The following is an 18,220-nucleotide window of genomic DNA, read 5'->3' on the forward strand; positions in this document are numbered from 1 at the left end:
GGGACATAGTTTTTCTGCTGCCTATACAAGCTGAGTTTAATTAAAAAAATATCCCGACTTGATCAGCGCAGCATATTCGTAAAACGCGTGCTGCGTTCTCAATAAATTGCCATGGCTAAATTCAAAGGCAGATGATAGCTCTAAACCACCGTTCATGTGACCCACCGAAAAATAATGAAGCTGTTCAAATCCCTCAATATCGAGAAGTTGAACTAGTCGCTTCGTATGAGTGGTGTTCGATACTACCGCTAATTCAATCTGGTTTGTTAACTTTTGCTTTAAAGCGACGATTTCTTCATGGGTGTTTTTTCCCTCAGGAATAACGACTATATCCTCAGTTTTCACGCCTAGCTCAACCAAAAAATCATGAGCGCGTTTCGCATAAGCCACTTCCGAATTCCGCATGAATGTTCCGCCTGTCACCACTATCTTTGCTCTGGTTTTGTTGTAAAGGATGAGCGCTTGTGTAAGCCTTTTAAGAGAGCAGTCTGTCCATCGGCTAACAAACGGATAGTGATCAACATCGCGATAGTAGCACGCTAATACATGCACATAGTGCTCGCTAGTAACGTTTTCATAATCACTTTGTTGTTCACGGCTAAACTTTTCTAGAGGCTCTATGATTAGATAACTGAACCATGTTTGGGAGCAAAGTAGTACCCAAGCAAATGCAATGACAAAAGGATAAGCATACTGCCTTCGAGGAAAGGACCACTTCACACCTGCTATCCAAGTGGAAATTAGCCCTAAGACTATGATAATAAAAGCTTGATTAACTGGGCTAATCGCAAATTTGGCAAAAGAATCAAACATTCGATTCGAAGCAGATTAAAAACATTTAGAAGAGCCTAACACATTAGCATTGTTAGATCTTCGCCAATCGCGAAAGATCAATATCAGTTAGCTGCCCTCATAAACTTGACAGTTTACTTGCAGATACTCTGTTACATTGTCAGTGATAACTAAGGTTCGCTTTTTCCCACAAAAGTATACCTTGAGATCAGCAGGAAAGTTTGCATCAATCGCACCAGCAATCTCATATAGCATGCCCGCAACCGAATTTTCAGAAACAAAACGTTTCTTAATCACAAAATCTTGGTCAAGATCCCATATTAAGGTCATGCCGTTATTAATAGCATGCTGTTCGGCCTCGGCCTTGAGTGTACTCCCCTCGCCAAAGGCACGCTGTTTATAATCTCCTTCCCAATTGTCAAGAGGTGGGAAATTAACCTTTGTAACCGCTTGAATTTGAGCTTCAATAGGCGCGCTACTTTTCTCAATTGGGACGACATAATCCCCATACTTTTCTTTGATCGGATCTCTTGAACTTAAACGAAACTCAGAGTAAAACCGACTCACACTCTCCTGCAGAGAATTGCTCTTAGGCTTAGACACAGAAGTATCGCTCGATGCGGTATTTTCTTCTGGTTTAAAGATTAGAAAAGCCACTGCTCCGGCTATCACAGCCAGCATGACCAATATGCGTTTTAACCAAAATTGAAAATTACTTGAGCCGCTCATATAGGGATTCAGGCGCCTCCTCAGGCCGTGTTTTGAATCGCTTATGCATCCATAAATAGCTTTCTGGCTGTAACTCAACTATAGACAATATGTCTTTGTTTAATTGTGTTAAAGCCGCGTCTATATTGTTATCGGCAAAATATTCAATCGCTGGAAAAAATTTTATCTTATAGCCTGTGTTGGTATACATTGACGTCACTAACATAGGTACACAATTTGCCCTTTCAGCAAACATGAGGGTTGCCGTTGTTGTTGCCGTTTTTTCAACACCGCCAAATGGCACAAAAATACTCTGTGCGGCTCCGTAATCCTGATCAGGTAAATACAAACAAAGCTCACCTTGATTCATTGCCTGAATAAAAGCTTTCGCATTTCGCTTGTCAATCATGTATTTGTTTGAGCGACTCCTGCCATGATATTGCAAATAGTCAACTAAAGGGTTGTTATGCTTTCTGTAAAAACCAATACTGGGTTGTCGATAGCCAATGGCTCGGCAGGCAAACTCCAAGTTAACATTGTGCAGCGCCAGCCCAAATAGTCCTTTACCTGAAGAAAGCACTTTTTCGACGTGTTCAAAACCTTCAATTTCGATGTGTTTTTTGACCCGCCAACCAGGCCACCACCATCCCATTGCAGTTTCAAACAATGCAATACCTGTGCGTTCAATATTCGCTTTAAGTACCGCTTCTTTCTTTTCTTTATTCCACTGAGGGAAGGTTAATTCAATATTCCTTCTTGCCACTGCAACGCGCTTTTTCGCGAGAATTTGCAACAAATATCCTACCCCCTTGCCTACTCTTAAGATCATAGAAAAGGGCAACCATGAGATGACATAGAGAATTGCCATACCAAGCCACACAGGCCAATACTTGGGTAGCAAAAATCGAAAGGTAAACTTGGGAGTAGAAACAGATTTTACAGGCACTTATCAATCTCGTCAATCAAACTACACAAAGGCTATATCCTCTTTACAAAAGAGGGGTGCATATGCTCGTGCAAAAGTGGAAGTCTAACAGAATACAATAAACTTAAAAACGCTCGTCGATATTGTCTATTTTCTTTTCGAAATTAGAAAGTTGAGAAGAGTCCTCGTACTCAAAATGGTATTGATTGTGAAAACCGAAGGAGAGACTCACTGTGGCATCTTCAATAAAAACAGTGTAGCCGTCAAAATCGGTGTAAGCGGTGAGCCCCTCTAGAAAATGAACCGTTCCTTTTTGTTCATTTTTCTTTGATTCCCCATGCTTTCGGATTTTATCAAAAACGCGAAGCAACTTTTTTGTATCAAGCTCGTTTTTCATTTTTGCCCATATTCATGCGTTTTTACGCATTTAGCGGTATTCACATTATTGCAGATAGTTCTCAAATTAACGTTTATTCGGAATACTGAATACTTTGGATCACAGTTAAAAATTTAGTCGTACCCCCAGATATACCGCGGCGGCCGAATAATCCTCTTGTCCTTTTAGCCATTCGATTTCTGTTCGTAAAATGGTTGAATGGTGAATGTAAAAGTCGAAGCCTAAACCAAATTGTCCCGCGACAAGACTTTGATCAAAAGCACAAAGCTGCCCCAACGGACGCGTGCTGAGTTGCTGAGGTACTTGACAGCCTTCACTCGAAGGCACAGATTCTATCGTAGAACTGACTTGCATCACGCCCAAGCGGTAAAACAATTCTCCATATGCCCCTTGTGCCTTGCCTAAGGCAGATAAGTACAACGCAGAATACTCGGTGTTGATTCCATCAACACTAGGCAGTTCGCCAACATTTTCCTCGCCTAAGGATTGAAACCCTGCTTCTAAATACCATTTTGGAGCAAGTTCGTAGCCTATCCCTAACTTGTATGAAGCACTATCAAGCTCCAAATCAACCAAGTCACTTTGCGCATACCCCAACGATATAATGCCGTAAAACCCCTGATCAGCCTTGGCATTCGAAATACAAAGTGCGCTAAAAAAAAGAACAATTACTATACCTTTCATTACCACTCCTAAAAGAAATACTCGAGTTGAATGCTCAGATGGTCATCTCTGCGAATAGCAAACGTCGGATCCGTGTCTACGTCGCTCGAAAAAAAGTATGCGTTTACTTCTACTCGCCAATTTTGACTGAGGCGAGTAGCACCCTCAACAAAAGCAGAATAACTACTACTTTCATCTAAATCTTGAACAAAACCAAATAAAAACTCGGTACCGGAAAAGTCATTCATCATAAAACGCGCACCAAGCATGAGATCATTTTGTCCGAATACTACAGGGTTGTTTTCACGTTCGTCGTATTGATGTTCCATCAATATCCCCAAGTCATAGCCTGAGCTCAATATATCGACAAGCGTATATTCAAACCCAGCCACGTACGCAGAGTATTCTTGATCTAGCCGCTCAGCTTTGATCGCTTCAAGTTTTAGCAGCCAACCGCTCAATACATACAAGGCATCAACACTGAACTGCTGTAGTTGCGGATAGAATGTAGCCAAGGATGGTTGCTGGATTTCGTCAAACTGTATCAGCGCGTCAGGCACGCGATCTGTACCATCAAAATATGATATTCCCAACTCCAATGCACCAATGCTTTGTTGCCAGCGAACAGCAAAATCAAGATTGCTCTCTTCATCTTTTGATTCATAGAAAACACTCTCGGTATCAATTGGAATAGGCGCGCGTAAGCGCCCTTCGGTTCCCGGAAATGTCCGCTCTCTAAAATAAGGTAAGGCGTAAATACTTATGTATCCCGTGTCCAATAGATATCGTATATCGAGCATGGGCTGCCCTAGTTTGTCTTCCGTATCGATTGACTCAACCATGTCTGTTTGATTGATAATATCAACTAAATGCAAGGATTCGGTTTGTCCCCAAAAAACCTTACCAATGCCCGCTCGTACTTCAAATTTATCAAAGTACACTGAGTACAACGCCTCTCTGATGTCAACATGTGTACGCTCACTGTCTCGTTGGTCTAGTCTGGCAAAAGGAGAAAAGGTAAAAACGCCACTGCCTCCAATGCTCGTTTCTATTTGCGGTGAAAGCGCCATTGATACTTGGCTTTGTGCTTGTTGAGGGTAAAGCGCATCCTCAAAGAAATAACGTTGCTGAATACTCACACTGCCTGAATAAGAGGTATCTGCATACAGGCTACCTGATGCGCCTACAGCAATAAGTGCAGTAACACTCCACATAGTAAAGCGCCCTTTTGAAGCCTTTGGTGTTTTTTTATAAAAATCTCTCTTCATGACTTACCTTGCTCTTCTTAGCGCATTTTTATCAAAATCTTGCTCGTCAAGACCGGTTTTGAACACAATATCGCTGGTCAAAAGAGTGGTACTTTTACCCGTTTGAACGTTCTCCATATCAGCTCTTAGCGCGCGCCAAAACTTGTTTTCATATTGTTCATACTCGTCCATGGTTAGTACTTTCAACAGTGCATTTTTTCTGTCGTAATACTCAATCTTGTGCACACGATAATGCTCCTTGTCTATCCATGCTACTTGCCGCTTATATCCGGAATATTTGTCTACAGGTACTTGTTCAACAACAAAGCAATCAATATCGTTGAAAGTATCATCTTGCAAATAAGCAAATGTATACTTTTCAATCTCAAATGAGGCCATATCCTCGTAGGCAAATTCACTGCCCATGAAAGGACCGGACTTGTTTCGTGTAGCAATGCGTTTTACTCGTTTAATAGCCGGTAAATATATCCATTGGTCATCAGGCCCTACTGGATGAGAAAAGCTCAAGAATGCGGTTCCAGCGACATCTCTTGGCTGATCAAAAATGGTTAAGGACTTATCGCCGTCCTCCAATATTTCAAGTGTTTTTACACGAATATCACGAATAGACTCTCTACCATCAGGTGAGCGCAAAATCATTTGAGTTTCGGCAAGGGTATCGACCCAGCCTTCATCGCGCTTTTTCATTTCTTTGGCGATTTCTAGGCCTTTCGCTGGATCACCTGAATGCGCACACACACTCATTACAGTAAAGGAAAAAATAAGCAGTAATTTTAACTTCCAAGGGGTATTCATGACTCTTCTCAAACTAGGTTTTTACATGCTATATCGTTAACGGCATATTCTGAAAAACGTTAAGCATGCAGATCGCAATGACACGACATACCCGCGTATGTTTTTCAATACGCAGCAGAATTTTTAACTCACCTAAGATACACAAGCGTTTATTTTTCAACCAAAACACTTTGACCTGAGCCCAAATTTGTGTCAGTATCACAAAACCAACTGGTCAGATGAGCGGATAAGTTAAATATGAGTATCAGAACAAGCCTTAAAAAAGTACTACCTCCTATTTCTGTCACTGAACAAGAAGCATTGGATGCTGGCGACGTTTGGATAGAGTCGTCGATATACCAAGGAAAACCTGACATGCAAACACTGCGTGATTTACCCCACGCAAAATTGTCTGCTGACGAACAAGCGTTTTTGGATGGTCCAGTTCAGAAATTATTGAGCATGATCGACGACTTTGACTTGCAAAACAGCAAGCACATCCCACAGGCAATTCTCGATTACATCGCTAAAGAACGCTTTTTTTCCATGATCATCCCCAAAAAATTTGGGGGCTTAGAATTTAGTCCTTATGCAAACTCCACGATAGTCGCCACTATCGCGGCAAAAAGTTCAGCCATTGCGGTCACTGTGATGGTGCCAAATAGCTTGGGGCCAGGTGAGTTATTAATGCACTATGGTTCCGAAGCGCAGCAAAATTATTGGCTTCCCAAATTAGCTATAGGAAAAGACATCCCATGCTTTGCATTAACCAGCCCTGAAGCAGGTTCAGATGCTGGTGCTATTCCTGATGCCGCGATTGTTACAAAGGGTCAGTGGGAAGGCGAAGAAGTGATTGGTTTGAAAGTTACTTGGGACAAACGTTATATTACCCTTGCGCCAATTGCCACTGTGTTAGGCTTAGCATTTAAAGTGTTTGATCCGGAGCAATTGCTCGGAGACCGGCTTGAACTTGGTATTACCTGCGCTTTATTGCCTAAATCCCACCCCGGCGTCGAGTTGGGTAATCGTCATGATCCTATGGGCGCCACTTTCTACAATGGCACCACACGTGGAAAAGACGTATTTATACCCATGGAATTTATTATTGGTGGCGAGAAAAATATCGGTAAAGGCTGGCAAATGTTAGTCAGCTGCTTAGGTGCTGGACGCGGTATTTCATTACCTGCAATGGGCACGGCAAGTGCGCAGTCTGCCTTTAAATCCACTGCCGAATATTCGTTTGTTAGAGAACAATTTGGCGTACCAATTGGTCGTTTCGAAGGAATACAAGAAAAACTCGCTGATATTGCTGGAAAGACTTTCTTAGTAGAAGCCATGAGGGTATTAACAACAGAAGGCTTAGGTGAAGGAATCAAGCCATCAGTTGTCACCGCCATCGCAAAATACCATATGACTGAAATTGGTCGAGAGGTGTGTAATGCTGCTATGGATGTGCAGGCAGGTAAAGCCATTCAACGAGGCCCACAAAATACGCTTGCCAATACTTATACCTCACAACCCATTGCTATAACAGTAGAAGGCGCTAATATTCTCACTCGAAATCTGATGATTTTTGGTCAAGGAGCCATGCGCTGTCACCCCTATCTCAAGCAAATGGTTGACTTAATCCACAGTGACGATGTTCATGCCGATGAAGCTTTCAATAAAGTGCTAGGCAAAACCGTTAAATTCAGTGTAAAAAACTCACTTCGCAGTTTAGTCAACAGTTATCTGCCGTTTATGCGAAGTGCCGAATCAAGTTTATTAGAAGTCCGTCCATATGAGCGTCGCCTAACGGCTATATCAGCGAAACTCGCTCCGCTTGCAGACTTATCACTGCTTGTACTAGGCGGGGAACTCAAAAAAGCAGAATTGCTATCTGCTAGACTTGGCGATGTAATTAGTCACGTTTATGGTGGCATGGCTGCCATTCGCTATTACGAACAAAAAGTTGAAAATAGGCAAGAAGCGTTACCCTTCTTTAAATACGCGATGGAATGGTCTTTAAGTGAAGCAGAAAAAGCGATAAGCAATTTTGTCGCGAATTTCCCCAATTTGCCTACGCGCCTACTCATGCGTGTATTGACAAATAACTATACCGGCGCCACAGCAAAAATAAGCGACGATCTTGTAAGAGAGCTCTCCACTGCCGCTTTGCAGGATTCAAGCATAAAAAGACAACTGTCCCATCTAATTGTCCCAATTGAAGGAGACGGAAACTATATTAACGAGCAAGCGTTTAAAGCTAAACATGCTGCGATGCCCCTGTTATCTAGAGTGCAAAAAGCACTCAAGCAGGCACCCGTAATTCCATTTTTATCATTTGAAAACGCCGTCAACAAGCTGCATGAGAGAAAAGAGCTTTCAGATAGTGAAAGAGAAACCTTACTCGCGTACAATGAAAAACGTAAACTGGCGGTACGGGTAGACGAGTTTACCTTTGATTTAGAGAATTTAGATCTGAGCAAGCAAACTCCTCAAGAACCTGCCAATGCCGCATAATCTGTAAGCATAGCCCAGTGGAGTGCCCGTCTTTTGCAGTGATATCAATCACCTGATAGAGACAAACACTCCCCAAAAGGTGTGCCGGTAAGCACACCTTTTTTTTCGCTAAGGCAAACCAAATGGCGCAGTTATATTTTTATTACTCAGCAATGAATGCGGGCAAATCTACCTCCCTGCTTCAATCGGCATACAACTATCAAGAACGCGGTATGAAAGCCTTACTCTTTACTGCCGCTCTCGACGACCGCTTTGGTAAAGGCAAAATAGCGTCAAGGATAGGTCTTTCTGCGCCTGCTGAGTTGTTCGAGCCGACAAGTGATTTGTTCACTGAAACGAAGCGTTTTAATCAAACAAAATCCCTAGGCTGCGTCTTTATCGACGAAGCCCAATTTTTGACGAAAGAGCAAGTTAAGCAATGCCTACGCATTGTTGATCAGTTAAATATTCCCGTCCTTGCTTACGGTTTACGCACTGACTTTAAAGGTGAAACCTTTGAAGGCAGTCACTATTTGCTTGCTTGGGCTGACAAACTAAGTGAACTAAAAACCGTCTGCCATTGCGGACGTAAAGCGAATTTCGTAGCACGAACAGATCAAGACGGGAATGCCCTTAGAGATGGGGCACAAGTCGATATCGGAGGCAACGATAAATATATATCTTTGTGCAGGAAACATTATGCAGAACTTAGTCAATTCTATTGAAAATCAGTCGTAATTCAAACAGACTAGCAATACATAGACTCTCACCATAGTTCCACATGTATCTGTTATCACTGCGAATTGTCATATTTGGTATTTGCTGTAGCTTTACGTCACTTCTGTACGCCCAAACAATTATCGACGAAAACGAATTAGAAGATACCGTTCTGCAAGCCTTGGAAAGTTTTAACACGCCTGGGATGTCAATAGCCCTTGTTTATCAAGGCAAAACGATTCTAAGCAAAGGTTATGGCCTCAGTAACTTAGAGCAAAACACTCCTGTTACTCCTCAAACTTACTTTCGCTTAGCGAGCACCAGTAAAGCTTTTACAGCCGCAAGTCTAGCGATACTTGTAGATGAGGGAAAGTTGAATTGGGACGACTTAGTTATTGACCACATACCTCAATTTAGGCTGAATGACTCCTACGCGACACAACATTTTACTGTTAAAGACTTGCTCACACATAACTCAGGTTTAGTCGGCGGCGCAGGTGATAGCATGATTTGGCCTGAACCCAGTGGTTTCGACCGTAAAGAGGTCATTGAAAATTTGCGCTTTTTAAGTCCTGAGTATCCTTTTCACTCTCGCTATGCATACAGTAACGTGATGTATATTGTTGCGGGTGCTCTGGTAGAGCGCGTATCCAATATACCTTTCGAGCGTTTTGTCGACCAGCGCATTTTTAAAGCTTTGGACATGCCTTGTTATAGTGGCTCTCATCCCCAAGCAGTCGCACAAGCCAGCGCAATGGCCTACGGTCACAACGACCGAAAGGGCTTGTACCCCATTCCACGCAATGCAATAAAGGAGGATGCGCTCATGTCCGCGGCCGCGGGAGGAATGATATGTAATGCTGAGGGTATGAGTAAATGGCTGACAGCGCTGACAACCAAAAGCCGGCTACCATTTAGCGAGGCGCAACTTGAGATGATGTGGACTGGGCATACCTTATTGAACCTTTCCAAAGATGATCAGCAATGGTTTGGTAGCAATTTTCACAGTTACGGTCTAGGCTGGCGCTTGTCAAATATTGGCCAGTTTAAACTTATTTCTCATACGGGTACTTTATCTGGCTACCAAGCTTATATTGCTTTAATACCGGAACTTTCACTTGGCATAAGTATATTGAACAACGGCTCAAACTACGGTGCCCGCAGTGCGGTAATGAACACCATATTAAGCCACTTTGTGCTGAAAAACCTAAACAGTGAAAACTCGACACTGTCAGCAAATGTTGATTGGGTAGCACGTTTTATCGAAATCTTGAAAGACAGAGAACAAAAATGGCTAGCCAATAATCCAACTCCCGTCTCAAAATCGCGCGTAAGCATACCAAAGACTTCAATAATAGGAGATTACCAGGACGAATGGTTTGGGGGCTTAAAAATTTGGCTTAACGATAACAAACTTCGTATAAAATCTATGAGAATGAAGACACTTATTGGTACGCTTACTCCGTTTCAAGACAGTACATTTAAAATAGATTGGGACAATGAAAACGCGCAAGCCGATGCTTTTATCGAATTCGAGCTGAATACTGCCCGAGAGGTTACGGCCGCAACATTGCGACCATTTTCTTTAAAAACAAGAAAAAACCATGCATATCGAGACATGTATTTCATAAAAACAAACGGCGGCGATGCCAAATGAGAGTGAAAAAACGTCGCCTGTTTCCCCTCGTGTTTGTTGTAGTGTGCCTTATTCTCGCAGTTGATTTTTCTCGTTCTGTTGAGATACCCCGAGGTATCCAGCCAGAGCAGGTAAAACAGGCACGCGGTAGGATAAAGGCTCTGGTATCTGGCCTAGCTTCAACACAAGGTTCGATTCAGATGTCGATTTCACCTGATGAGGCTAAGGCTCTGGGTGTTGCAGCTTCTGCAATTTTGCCCAATACGACGGCAGATATTGCTTTTGACTGGCAAGCTGCACATCTAAAGTCCTCCACAGCTATTGTTGCAAACTCAATGTACTTAAATGTAAGTTGCAAAATTACCCTCGACTTTGGGGAAAGCCGACTTTCCTATTGCTTTATCGGTGATTTACCTATTCCGGGGATTGTGGTGTCATCGTTTAGCTACCTAACGAATGCCATTGTTTTTGACAGTGAAGTGGCAAAAACGATTAACAATATCCTAAGCGGCTGGACTTATGATCAAGGTAACTTGCGACTTTTTGCCTTAAAACCCGGCGATTTTAAGGACAGAGTAAACCAATCGATTGATTCGGCAAAACAGGTTGCTCGGGTAGCTATCAGTCAGTCAATTCCACCCGCAGAAAAAATTCAAACATATGTGGCAAGTCTTGAATCTCAGTCATTTCCAGATGATTCATTAGCTTACCCCATTCAACATTTATCCCTGCTCGCTTCGGTAGAATCTTTGGAGGGTGATCCAATACTCGAGAATCAAGCACTAATTTGGGCTTTAGCACTCAAATATGGTGGCAGGCGATTTGCTAAAATGGCTAGTCTTCCTCCTGTCGAAGTAGAGGGAAAAACCTTGAGAGGTAGACGAGACCTCGCACTTCATTTTATTTATTCAGCGATATTGCAACAAATTGGAGACAATCAAATTAGCTTTGCAATAGGTGAACTTAAAGAACTATACGATACCAATGCCGGTGGCAGTGGTTTCAGTTTTGCGGATTTAGCCGCAGACAAGGCAGGTACACTGTTTGCGGACAATTTAACAAAATCCAAACGCCACGCAATTGAGATGCAAAACAAAATGAATGGCATTCAAGATGAAAGTAGTTTTATGCCTTTTATCCATGATTTGCCTGAAGGTCTTAGCTTAAGCAAGTTTGAACAGCTCTTTGGCAGCACAGAATCTGAGTACTACATCGCCTTTGAAGATGACATTCTAGAGCGTGTATTGGCGCTTCCGATCTATGCCGATGAGAGCCAAGAAAAACAAATTTCCTATTCTAATAAGGGAATGAGCCTACCATTTCCCAGAAGAGGTCAGTATTTCGTAATCGACACCCATATCCACACCCGCTACTCTGACGGCGCTTACTCGATAGAAGACATTGCTGAACAGTCTTCTAGTTTCGGCTGTGACGCAATTGCAATTACAGATCACGGTGACAAAAACTTATCGGGTGTGCTGTCTAATGAATGGTTTGCAGATATAGATTTTGCGCGCGCAAAATTTCCCAATCTCACGATCATACCCGGATTGGAATGGAACATTCCCCCTTTTAACGGCAGAGAGCATGCAACACTGCTATTGCCTAAAAACCGAGATGAAAAACAAAATTTACGTACATTCCGAAACAATTTTGACCATTATGGTCGAATCAATCGACAGCTAATATCGACTGAAGCGGCATTTAACTGGCTTAACGATGTTTCGGCATCAAGTGATATATCACCTGTAGTTGTTTACAATCACCCCAGTAGAAAAGACAAAGACACCTCAGAAAACTATTTTGATATGTTGAACTGGATGTCTCAGTCAAACGCGCTGATTGGTATGTCAGCAGCACCTGGTCATCAGAAAAAGCGCGGAAAAGACAATGGTTCCTATAATAGCCGGATCAGAACTATCAATGGTTTTGATCCAGCAACAGCGGTAATCGGTGGTGAGTGGGATCGATTGCTGCAAATAGGGCAACGAGTGCTCGCAGCGCGAGCTGCTTCAGATTTCCACAATACGTCGATGGATTTCTGGCCTTGTCAATTTTCACGTACTCATGTTTTCGCAAACTCTAGTGCACAAAACGACATTCTTCAAGGCTTACGACTGGGTCGGACATGGGCACAGCATGGAAATTTTGTGAAACACTTAGCATTTTATCTAAGTCACCAAAGCAGTGAGTATCATAGTGGTCAGACGGTTTCTGTGGAGGCACTTGCTAACTCCGAAATGTCGGTATCCATTCAACTACAAAAAAACGACTGGCAAGGTTTACCTGCTACACTCGACGAACTTCAAGTTATTATTGTACTTAAGCATAGGGTAACTGCGGTCGACTTACTACCCTACGTAAATAAGGTCGGGGATGAGCTAAACGTTACTCTGCCCCTTTCACAACTTCTGGGTGTAGCAGCTGACAGCCTAGTCGCTCTGCGTTTACAAGGTCGCAGTATTCAAGCCGAATTACATGACTACATGTTTCTCACGAATCCAATTTTTATTCAAGGAAATGAGCAATAAAAGATGGTCAAGCAATCAAGTATATTTATTTTTAGTGTGTGTTTTCTCTTTAGCTGTGACTCACCTGTAGATGCTCCAAAACAAACAACATTCGATCGCAGTGACTTTGGCGCCAAATTCCAAGCGATTAACGCGAATCACTTTAAACCACCAACGCTTAGTAAAATAGAGGGTAGTTATAAATACAATGGGAATGCCATTTGGGGAGCGACGGGCAGAGATAGACAAGGTAAAATTTACTTTGGTGTATCCAACTTGGTAAATCCTGAAAGCAGTGCTTACTTATATCAACTTGATCCAAATACGCAAGATATTAACCTACAAAGTGATACAGTTAGCCAACTTAAACAGAGCGGTAAATTTACACTCGGTATGGGTCAGAATAAGTTACACTCTAAGTTCTACCAAGCATCTGATGGTTACCTTTACTTTTCAAGTTTTGATGAACAAGGCGAGTCCAACTCTCGAATACCGCAATATGGCGGAGTGTTGTGGAGAAAACTTCCTGAGAGAAACGAATGGGAATTTGTTTTTTCGAGTGACGAAGCACTTATCGCGCTCAACTCAAATGGGCGCTATGTTTACGCCTTAGGTTATTGGGGACACGTGTTGTACCAATATGATACTGAGCTAGACTCAATGCGAAAAATTGCAGTAGGCAGTATTCCTGGGCATATATCACGTAACTTTTTGGTGAATCGAGATGGCCATGTTTTCATCCCCAAAGTATATGGCGAAGAGCCGATGGTGGAGTTAGTCGAATACAGTCCCAAGTTGCACCAAGTGAATACCTTTCCATTTGATGGCTACACCCATCAAGGTGTATTTAGCAATCACGGAATCGTTAGCTACGTTAATATGAAAAACGGTGACATTTATTTTATGACGGCAACCGGTATTTTGCACCGTATCGAACAAACAAAAAATGGCAGAAGTAAAGTCGTCAATTTAGGATCGCTAGACGAAAATGGTGGAAATACGTATGTGGGTGCACTTTTCTCTCCTGATGGAGCAGAAATGATAGTTGGGCTTGGCAGAGATCACGGCGACACAAATTACTACTGGATTTTATACAATATTGCAGCCAATACCTCTGTTAAATACCCAATACTTGATGTTGATTTAAAGGGCCATCTTTTATATGGCTCATTTACGACAGATAATAATGGTAATTTTTATATTGTAGGATCAGATAGACGGGACAACAGTAAACATTATCCCGTCATATTTAAAGCAAGCTACTAGTTATTTGATTTTTAATAGCTGGTCTACGCCTAACTTTCCTGCGCCCCAGATGATGTTGCCTAACAACAAGACACCCCATACATAATGCAAGTACAGTGCGGCTGCCGGAATATCTTCAAGGCTTATAACAGCAACGTAGTTTACAATAAATAACCCAACCGCCGCCTTTCTTGTAAATAAACCAACGGCTAACAACACTGGCAAGACAAGTTCGCCAAAGGTTGCTAGATAGGCTGCGAGTTCAAAATTTAATACAGGTACCGCATACTCATATTCAAAAAGGAGTAGCGTTGATTCCCAATCGCCAATTTTAGTTAAGCCCGACTTAAAAAAGACCCAAGCTACATATAGACGAGCACCCAATAGAGCTGGATGTTCTAGATGAATCAGCCACCCGAATACTTGGTTATACAAATCAATTATCTTTTTCATTAGTGTTTCCTTTAGTCATGCATATTCATCAAGAATGTGTTGGTTTAACGGCACAAATTTGTTGTTTTGCTATACAAGTTTGTAACCAGTTCGACATCTGCTCTTCGGCATCGCCAAAATTGCTTAGTACCGCTTCTACGGATTGACCTTGCAACATTGCGTCAAATGCCTTTTTAGAGAGTTCATCTACTGGCATTAATTCAGCTTTGTATTGCTCTCTCCACAATACAAAAGACCGAGGCTTATCTAGATTAATTGCATCATTAATTTCTTTTTTTAATGCATTTAATATGTTTTTTTTCTCTAAGGCAGTATCTGGTGATTCAGATAAATTCGCCAATTGTTGGAATGACATCATTGGGAAAAAATAGTCAACACGTTGCAAACCATAGGCAGCAACAAACACTACATCGCTTGCTGGTGAAGTTGACAACAAACTAAAGCTATCCACGTCCACTGTAGTATTTTTTGATCGCTCAGTTTGTTGTTTTGCCCAGTCATAACGAGCGAGTTCAAATAGAAACGGGGACGATTGCGTAATGTCTTGATCGAGTAAAAACTCAGCCATTTCAGCACCGAAATCTGCCCAGTCAAATACAATCTTATGATGTTTAGCTAAATAGGCAGCGGCTAGTTGTCTAAATCCTTCTTCCCCCATTATGTTGGCAAGCGTGCTATAGGTAATGGAAAGTGCGCGGATACCATTCTCAATATAATTGTTTCTATATACCTTCATTGCTGCAAGGGGTGTTTGATGAGAGCTTGACATAACAATGCTATTCACCAAAGTAGTTTGATAGTCCACACTTTATTCCTTAACTTGCTGCGATATGTCTTGCCGTACTTGCTTGTGCAACAAGCACCGACCATTCAGGAAGATTATTGTCCCATTCAATTAGGGTTGGCTTGTTACCAAAGCTCGACACAATATACTCATACAAGTCCCAGCATTGTTGAGAAACCGCCGCACCATGATCGTCTACGATAAATCCTTCAACTTTCTTATCAGTAAAGCCTGCAAGATGGATTTCACCTATAAGATCTGCAGGTAAAGGCGTTAACGCTGACTGAATTGATTGCAAAGGGTTTTCAACGTTCTGATTTAAGGCATTAACGATTAAATTGTTCAAATCCAAAAGCAAACCACAACCCGCACGTCGACACATTTCTGTGAGAAACTCAATTTCAGACATCGTATCTTTTACATCCCCACTCAGATCTTGCGGAGATAAATAAGCAGATAAATTTTCAATCAGTATTGGTCGCTTTATCTTATTTTGCACATGGTCAATGTGTTCAACAATGTTGAGTAAAGACGCATTATCGTATGCAATCGGCAAAAGATCACCGGTATGAACGACTTGCTTGTCGATTGCAGCGCGATTAAAACATAAATGCTCTGATACTAAGCGAGGTTGCGTAAATTCGACTAAATCCGCAAATTTTTCGAGGATATCATTGGGCACGGGTAACTGTGATCCAAGGCCTAGCGAAGTACCGTGTACACTCAAAGCGTACTTATTACAAACATCTTCCAATAGAGCGCGAGTAATGCCGCCCTCTGCAAAAAAATTTTCCGCATGAATTTCTACAAAATCGATAGGTATTTCTGTTTGATTATGGGAAAGTGATTGTTCGTAGTGGGGGTGGCGAAGCCCAACGCCGATATACGGGTTGGGCTGAGAGTGCGAAACAAAGTTGTTCAAAACAACCTAGCTAGCTTTTTTCTGCATTTGTTTCCAGATTTTCTTGGCTTCTTTTTTGTCGTAGCCGCCAAGCTCTTTACAAGTACCTGCTTCAACTAATTTCCACTCACCGATATCATTATCAACAGTAGATTGACCTGCACAGCTGTGAGTACCTGCTAGGTTACCACAGTCGTTTTGGCCAGCAGGAGAAATACCGTAGCACTTTTCTTTTTTCTTTTTGGCTTCTGCAACATCAGCAACACCAATAGTTAAAACAGTAGCAATAGCAGCAGCAACAGCGATATTAGTTTTCATAACAATTCCTCAATTAAATCGTAGTAGTTTATTTGTTTAAGTTAGCGTTTATATGTTAACGCTTAAAGTATTAATAGTGCTTGTACGTTCAGACATATATACCGAATATACACCTGAAAAATTTCATTATTCTTTCAATTAAAGCTCAGACGCTGGTGTATTTTCAATATCAGTCCAAATATCGTTAGCATCAGAGATCAATTCTTCTTTGTTCAACACCCAACGACTCTGTACTTTAGCATTTAAGTTCAAGTATAGCTTGTCGTCAACAATTGCCCAAGCGGTAGGGTCAGTGTCGAATTTCTTCTCTTTTGAAACACCAAATGCGCAGTAACCACCATATTGCGGCGCGTACTTGTCAGGATTGCCCTTAAACAAAGATTGGTGCTTGGCAGATGCAAAATAATATACCGCACCATTGTGCTCTGCAGAAAATTGCTTGTCACCCTGTACCGGCTTTGACTCAGTAAAATACGCGACAGGATCATAACCTTTTATTGCAGTACGTGTTTCGTCAACATTGACCGCGTCAATTGAAGATTTAGCCTGTGACGGAATGAGTCCACATGATGTTACTGTAAATGCAATAACAACCGCGAAAATAGTAATGAGTTTAGAAGGCATATTGGTTTGCTCCATAAATTAAGTTTTAGTTTTATCTGCCAAAATATTTAACAGAAAGTACGTAAATTAGACCTATATTGTATTCAGCTAATTTCGTGAGAACTATAAAGAAACCATAACAAATTATCACAATTCTATACTAAACAAACCATAATAACACTATCTATATGAAATTACTCATAAAAACTTGGTTTCCATTGAAATTCAGACATGCTTACACGATGATTTAATACCGCAATATTTTCTTCCTGAAGTTTTGAAGTTTGTATTTTTGCTTGCTCTGAACCCTTTTCAAACGCCAATTGACCTGAACTACGCACCACCCGATGCCAACTGATAGCGCGACTGGCGCAAGCTTGTCCCAAATATTTTCCCACCAGTCGCGCACGTCCGGGCAAACCTGCTAATTCGGCAATTTGACCATAAGACGCAACACAACCAAAGGGGATCAGATTGATGACATGATAAATAAGTGCTTGTTTTTCATTTGGCTCGCTTAAATAATCTATTTTCATTCTTGAATACTAAATACAAAACAACATGATAAGACACTATAAAATAACCCTCCCGCCATTCCAACGAGGCTTTCATTTGATCACTGAAAAAATCATTGATGCTGTAGGCGACATTCCTGACCAAGGCATTCTTAATGTGTTTATACAGCATACCTCGGCCTCACTATCCATAAACGAAAATGCTGACCCTACTGTTCGGCAGGACTTTGAGAGCCACTTTAATGTGATGGTGCCCGAAGATGCACACTATTATATTCATACTTACGAAGGCAGTGACGACATGCCTGCACATTTGAAAACGTCTCTACTTGGCAGTAGCGTATCCGTGCCAATAATAGACGGTCGACTTGCTCTTGGTACATGGCAAGGAATTTATTTAGGCGAACATCGCAATCATGGCGGTGCTCGTAGACTCATAATTTCGGTATATCAATAGGGTCTGAGGATCTTTGTTTGTTAATTCCCAGTGTGCTAGTTTAGGCCTTAGCAATATAGGCCGTAGCACTAGT

At 41.8% G+C, this 18,220-nt stretch carries 19 protein-coding genes; 6 read left to right on the forward strand and 13 right to left on the reverse strand.

From position 1 onward, the window contains the following. Positions 1 to 36: 36 nt before the first annotated feature. From ACFOHL_RS04430 to ACFOHL_RS04460, 7 genes are all read right to left on the reverse strand, one after another. Positions 37 to 813 carry a YdcF family protein gene (locus ACFOHL_RS04430; RefSeq protein ID WP_376918995.1) on the reverse strand — a complete coding sequence of 259 codons (777 nt, stop codon included), beginning with the start codon at positions 811 to 813 and terminating at the stop codon, positions 37 to 39. A gap of 87 nt (positions 814 to 900) precedes the next feature. Then, entirely contained in the window at positions 901 to 1,521 is a 621-nt protein-coding gene (locus ACFOHL_RS04435; protein WP_376918996.1) for a TcpQ domain-containing protein, read from the reverse strand. Then, positions 1,505 to 2,446, reverse strand: coding sequence for an LpxL/LpxP family Kdo(2)-lipid IV(A) lauroyl/palmitoleoyl acyltransferase (gene lpxL, locus ACFOHL_RS04440; RefSeq protein WP_376918997.1), 942 nt, complete (start codon positions 2,444 to 2,446; stop codon positions 1,505 to 1,507). Before lpxL ends, ACFOHL_RS04435 begins: the two co-directional genes overlap by 17 nt. Before the next feature lie 103 nt (positions 2,447 to 2,549). After that, entirely contained in the window at positions 2,550 to 2,822 is a 273-nt protein-coding gene (locus ACFOHL_RS04445; RefSeq protein ID WP_376918998.1) for a DUF3081 family protein, read from the reverse strand. Between the two features lie 105 nt (positions 2,823 to 2,927). Next, positions 2,928 to 3,506 carry a hypothetical protein gene (locus ACFOHL_RS04450; RefSeq protein ID WP_376918999.1) on the reverse strand — a complete coding sequence of 193 codons (579 nt, stop codon included), beginning with the start codon at positions 3,504 to 3,506 and terminating at the stop codon, positions 2,928 to 2,930. An 8-nt stretch (positions 3,507 to 3,514) separates the two neighbouring features. Beyond that, entirely contained in the window at positions 3,515 to 4,753 is a 1,239-nt protein-coding gene (locus ACFOHL_RS04455) for a hypothetical protein (RefSeq protein ID WP_376919000.1), read from the reverse strand. Between the two features lie 3 nt (positions 4,754 to 4,756). Next, a complete protein-coding gene (locus tag ACFOHL_RS04460) occupies positions 4,757 to 5,548 on the reverse strand; it encodes an outer membrane lipoprotein-sorting protein (protein ID WP_376919001.1) in 792 nt (263 codons plus the stop codon). A 237-nt stretch (positions 5,549 to 5,785) separates the two neighbouring features. Here ACFOHL_RS04460 and ACFOHL_RS04465 point away from each other — a divergent pair, with 237 nt between their 5' ends. The 5 genes from ACFOHL_RS04465 (at position 5,786) to ACFOHL_RS04485 (ending at position 14,137) form a co-directional block, all read left to right on the forward strand. Continuing rightward, positions 5,786 to 8,029, forward strand: a complete 2,244-nt coding sequence (locus ACFOHL_RS04465; RefSeq protein ID WP_376919002.1) for an acyl-CoA dehydrogenase — start codon at positions 5,786 to 5,788, stop codon at positions 8,027 to 8,029. A 122-nt stretch (positions 8,030 to 8,151) separates the two neighbouring features. Further along, the gene (locus tag ACFOHL_RS04470; protein WP_376919003.1) at positions 8,152 to 8,733 is read left to right on the forward strand and encodes a thymidine kinase; all 582 of its coding nucleotides are present in this window, start codon (positions 8,152 to 8,154) and stop codon (positions 8,731 to 8,733) included. 56 nt (positions 8,734 to 8,789) lie between these two features. After that, a complete protein-coding gene (locus ACFOHL_RS04475; RefSeq protein ID WP_376919004.1) occupies positions 8,790 to 10,382 on the forward strand; it encodes a serine hydrolase in 1,593 nt (530 codons plus the stop codon). Then, on the forward strand, positions 10,379 to 12,892 hold the full coding sequence (locus tag ACFOHL_RS04480; RefSeq protein WP_376919005.1) for a PHP domain-containing protein: 2,514 nt from the start codon (positions 10,379 to 10,381) through the stop codon (positions 12,890 to 12,892). The genes ACFOHL_RS04475 and ACFOHL_RS04480 overlap by 4 nt, the downstream gene beginning before the upstream one ends. 3 nt (positions 12,893 to 12,895) lie before the next feature. Then, positions 12,896 to 14,137: a hypothetical protein gene (locus ACFOHL_RS04485; RefSeq protein ID WP_376919006.1), complete on the forward strand. Its 1,242-nt coding sequence runs from the start codon at positions 12,896 to 12,898 to the stop codon at positions 14,135 to 14,137. On the opposite strand, the gene ACFOHL_RS04490 is transcribed toward ACFOHL_RS04485, so the two are convergent. The 6 genes from ACFOHL_RS04490 to ACFOHL_RS04515 form a co-directional block, all read right to left on the reverse strand. Further along, positions 14,138 to 14,569: a DoxX family protein gene (locus ACFOHL_RS04490; protein ID WP_376919007.1), complete on the reverse strand. Its 432-nt coding sequence runs from the start codon at positions 14,567 to 14,569 to the stop codon at positions 14,138 to 14,140. It lies immediately after the preceding gene. Between the two features lie 28 nt (positions 14,570 to 14,597). Further along, the gene (locus ACFOHL_RS04495; RefSeq protein WP_376919008.1) at positions 14,598 to 15,374 is read right to left on the reverse strand and encodes an HvfC/BufC family peptide modification chaperone; all 777 of its coding nucleotides are present in this window, start codon (positions 15,372 to 15,374) and stop codon (positions 14,598 to 14,600) included. Positions 15,375 to 15,384: 10 nt separating this feature from the next. Continuing rightward, entirely contained in the window at positions 15,385 to 16,275 is an 891-nt protein-coding gene (locus tag ACFOHL_RS04500; protein WP_376919009.1) for a DUF692 domain-containing protein, read from the reverse strand. 6 nt (positions 16,276 to 16,281) lie between these two features. Then, positions 16,282 to 16,572, reverse strand: a complete 291-nt coding sequence (locus tag ACFOHL_RS04505) for a BufA1 family periplasmic bufferin-type metallophore (RefSeq protein WP_376919010.1) — start codon at positions 16,570 to 16,572, stop codon at positions 16,282 to 16,284. A gap of 138 nt (positions 16,573 to 16,710) precedes the next feature. After that, positions 16,711 to 17,196, reverse strand: a complete 486-nt coding sequence (locus ACFOHL_RS04510) for a YHS domain-containing (seleno)protein (RefSeq protein WP_376919011.1) — start codon at positions 17,194 to 17,196, stop codon at positions 16,711 to 16,713. A gap of 173 nt (positions 17,197 to 17,369) precedes the next feature. Then, the gene (locus ACFOHL_RS04515) at positions 17,370 to 17,711 is read right to left on the reverse strand and encodes an MGMT family protein (RefSeq protein ID WP_376919012.1); all 342 of its coding nucleotides are present in this window, start codon (positions 17,709 to 17,711) and stop codon (positions 17,370 to 17,372) included. Between the two features lie 25 nt (positions 17,712 to 17,736). Here ACFOHL_RS04515 and ACFOHL_RS04520 point away from each other — a divergent pair, with 25 nt between their 5' ends. Beyond that, complete coding sequence (locus ACFOHL_RS04520; RefSeq protein ID WP_376919013.1) at positions 17,737 to 18,147, forward strand: secondary thiamine-phosphate synthase enzyme YjbQ; 411 nt, start codon at positions 17,737 to 17,739, stop codon at positions 18,145 to 18,147. Positions 18,148 to 18,220: the final 73 nt, after the last annotated feature.

The sequence above is a fragment of the Agaribacter flavus genome, assembly GCF_042646125.1.
GTDB classification, from domain to species: Bacteria; Pseudomonadota; Gammaproteobacteria; order Enterobacterales; family Alteromonadaceae; genus Glaciecola; species Glaciecola flavus.

Bases quoted from the DNA above. Each gene is read 5' to 3' on its own strand.
- ACFOHL_RS04460 (WP_376919001.1), bottom strand. From the start codon at position 5,548: ATGAATACCCCTTGGAAGTTAAAATTACTGCTTATTTTTTCCTTTACT.
- ACFOHL_RS04510 (WP_376919011.1), bottom strand. From the start codon at position 17,196: ATGCCTTCTAAACTCATTACTATTTTCGCGGTTGTTATTGCATTTACA.
- ACFOHL_RS04430 (WP_376918995.1), bottom strand. From the start codon at position 813: ATGTTTGATTCTTTTGCCAAATTTGCGATTAGCCCAGTTAATCAAGCT.
- ACFOHL_RS04480 (WP_376919005.1), top strand. From the start codon at position 10,379: ATGAGAGTGAAAAAACGTCGCCTGTTTCCCCTCGTGTTTGTTGTAGTG.
- ACFOHL_RS04465 (WP_376919002.1), top strand. From the start codon at position 5,786: ATGAGTATCAGAACAAGCCTTAAAAAAGTACTACCTCCTATTTCTGTC.
- ACFOHL_RS04450 (WP_376918999.1), bottom strand. From the start codon at position 3,506: ATGAAAGGTATAGTAATTGTTCTTTTTTTTAGCGCACTTTGTATTTCG.
- ACFOHL_RS04445 (WP_376918998.1), bottom strand. From the start codon at position 2,822: ATGAAAAACGAGCTTGATACAAAAAAGTTGCTTCGCGTTTTTGATAAA.
- ACFOHL_RS04490 (WP_376919007.1), bottom strand. From the start codon at position 14,569: ATGAAAAAGATAATTGATTTGTATAACCAAGTATTCGGGTGGCTGATT.
- ACFOHL_RS04470 (WP_376919003.1), top strand. From the start codon at position 8,152: ATGGCGCAGTTATATTTTTATTACTCAGCAATGAATGCGGGCAAATCT.
- ACFOHL_RS04520 (WP_376919013.1), top strand. From the start codon at position 17,737: ATGATAAGACACTATAAAATAACCCTCCCGCCATTCCAACGAGGCTTT.
- ACFOHL_RS04505 (WP_376919010.1), bottom strand. From the start codon at position 16,572: ATGAAAACTAATATCGCTGTTGCTGCTGCTATTGCTACTGTTTTAACT.
- ACFOHL_RS04475 (WP_376919004.1), top strand. From the start codon at position 8,790: ATGTATCTGTTATCACTGCGAATTGTCATATTTGGTATTTGCTGTAGC.
- ACFOHL_RS04435 (WP_376918996.1), bottom strand. From the start codon at position 1,521: ATGAGCGGCTCAAGTAATTTTCAATTTTGGTTAAAACGCATATTGGTC.
- ACFOHL_RS04485 (WP_376919006.1), top strand. From the start codon at position 12,896: ATGGTCAAGCAATCAAGTATATTTATTTTTAGTGTGTGTTTTCTCTTT.
- ACFOHL_RS04515 (WP_376919012.1), bottom strand. From the start codon at position 17,711: ATGAAAATAGATTATTTAAGCGAGCCAAATGAAAAACAAGCACTTATT.
- ACFOHL_RS04455 (WP_376919000.1), bottom strand. From the start codon at position 4,753: ATGAAGAGAGATTTTTATAAAAAAACACCAAAGGCTTCAAAAGGGCGC.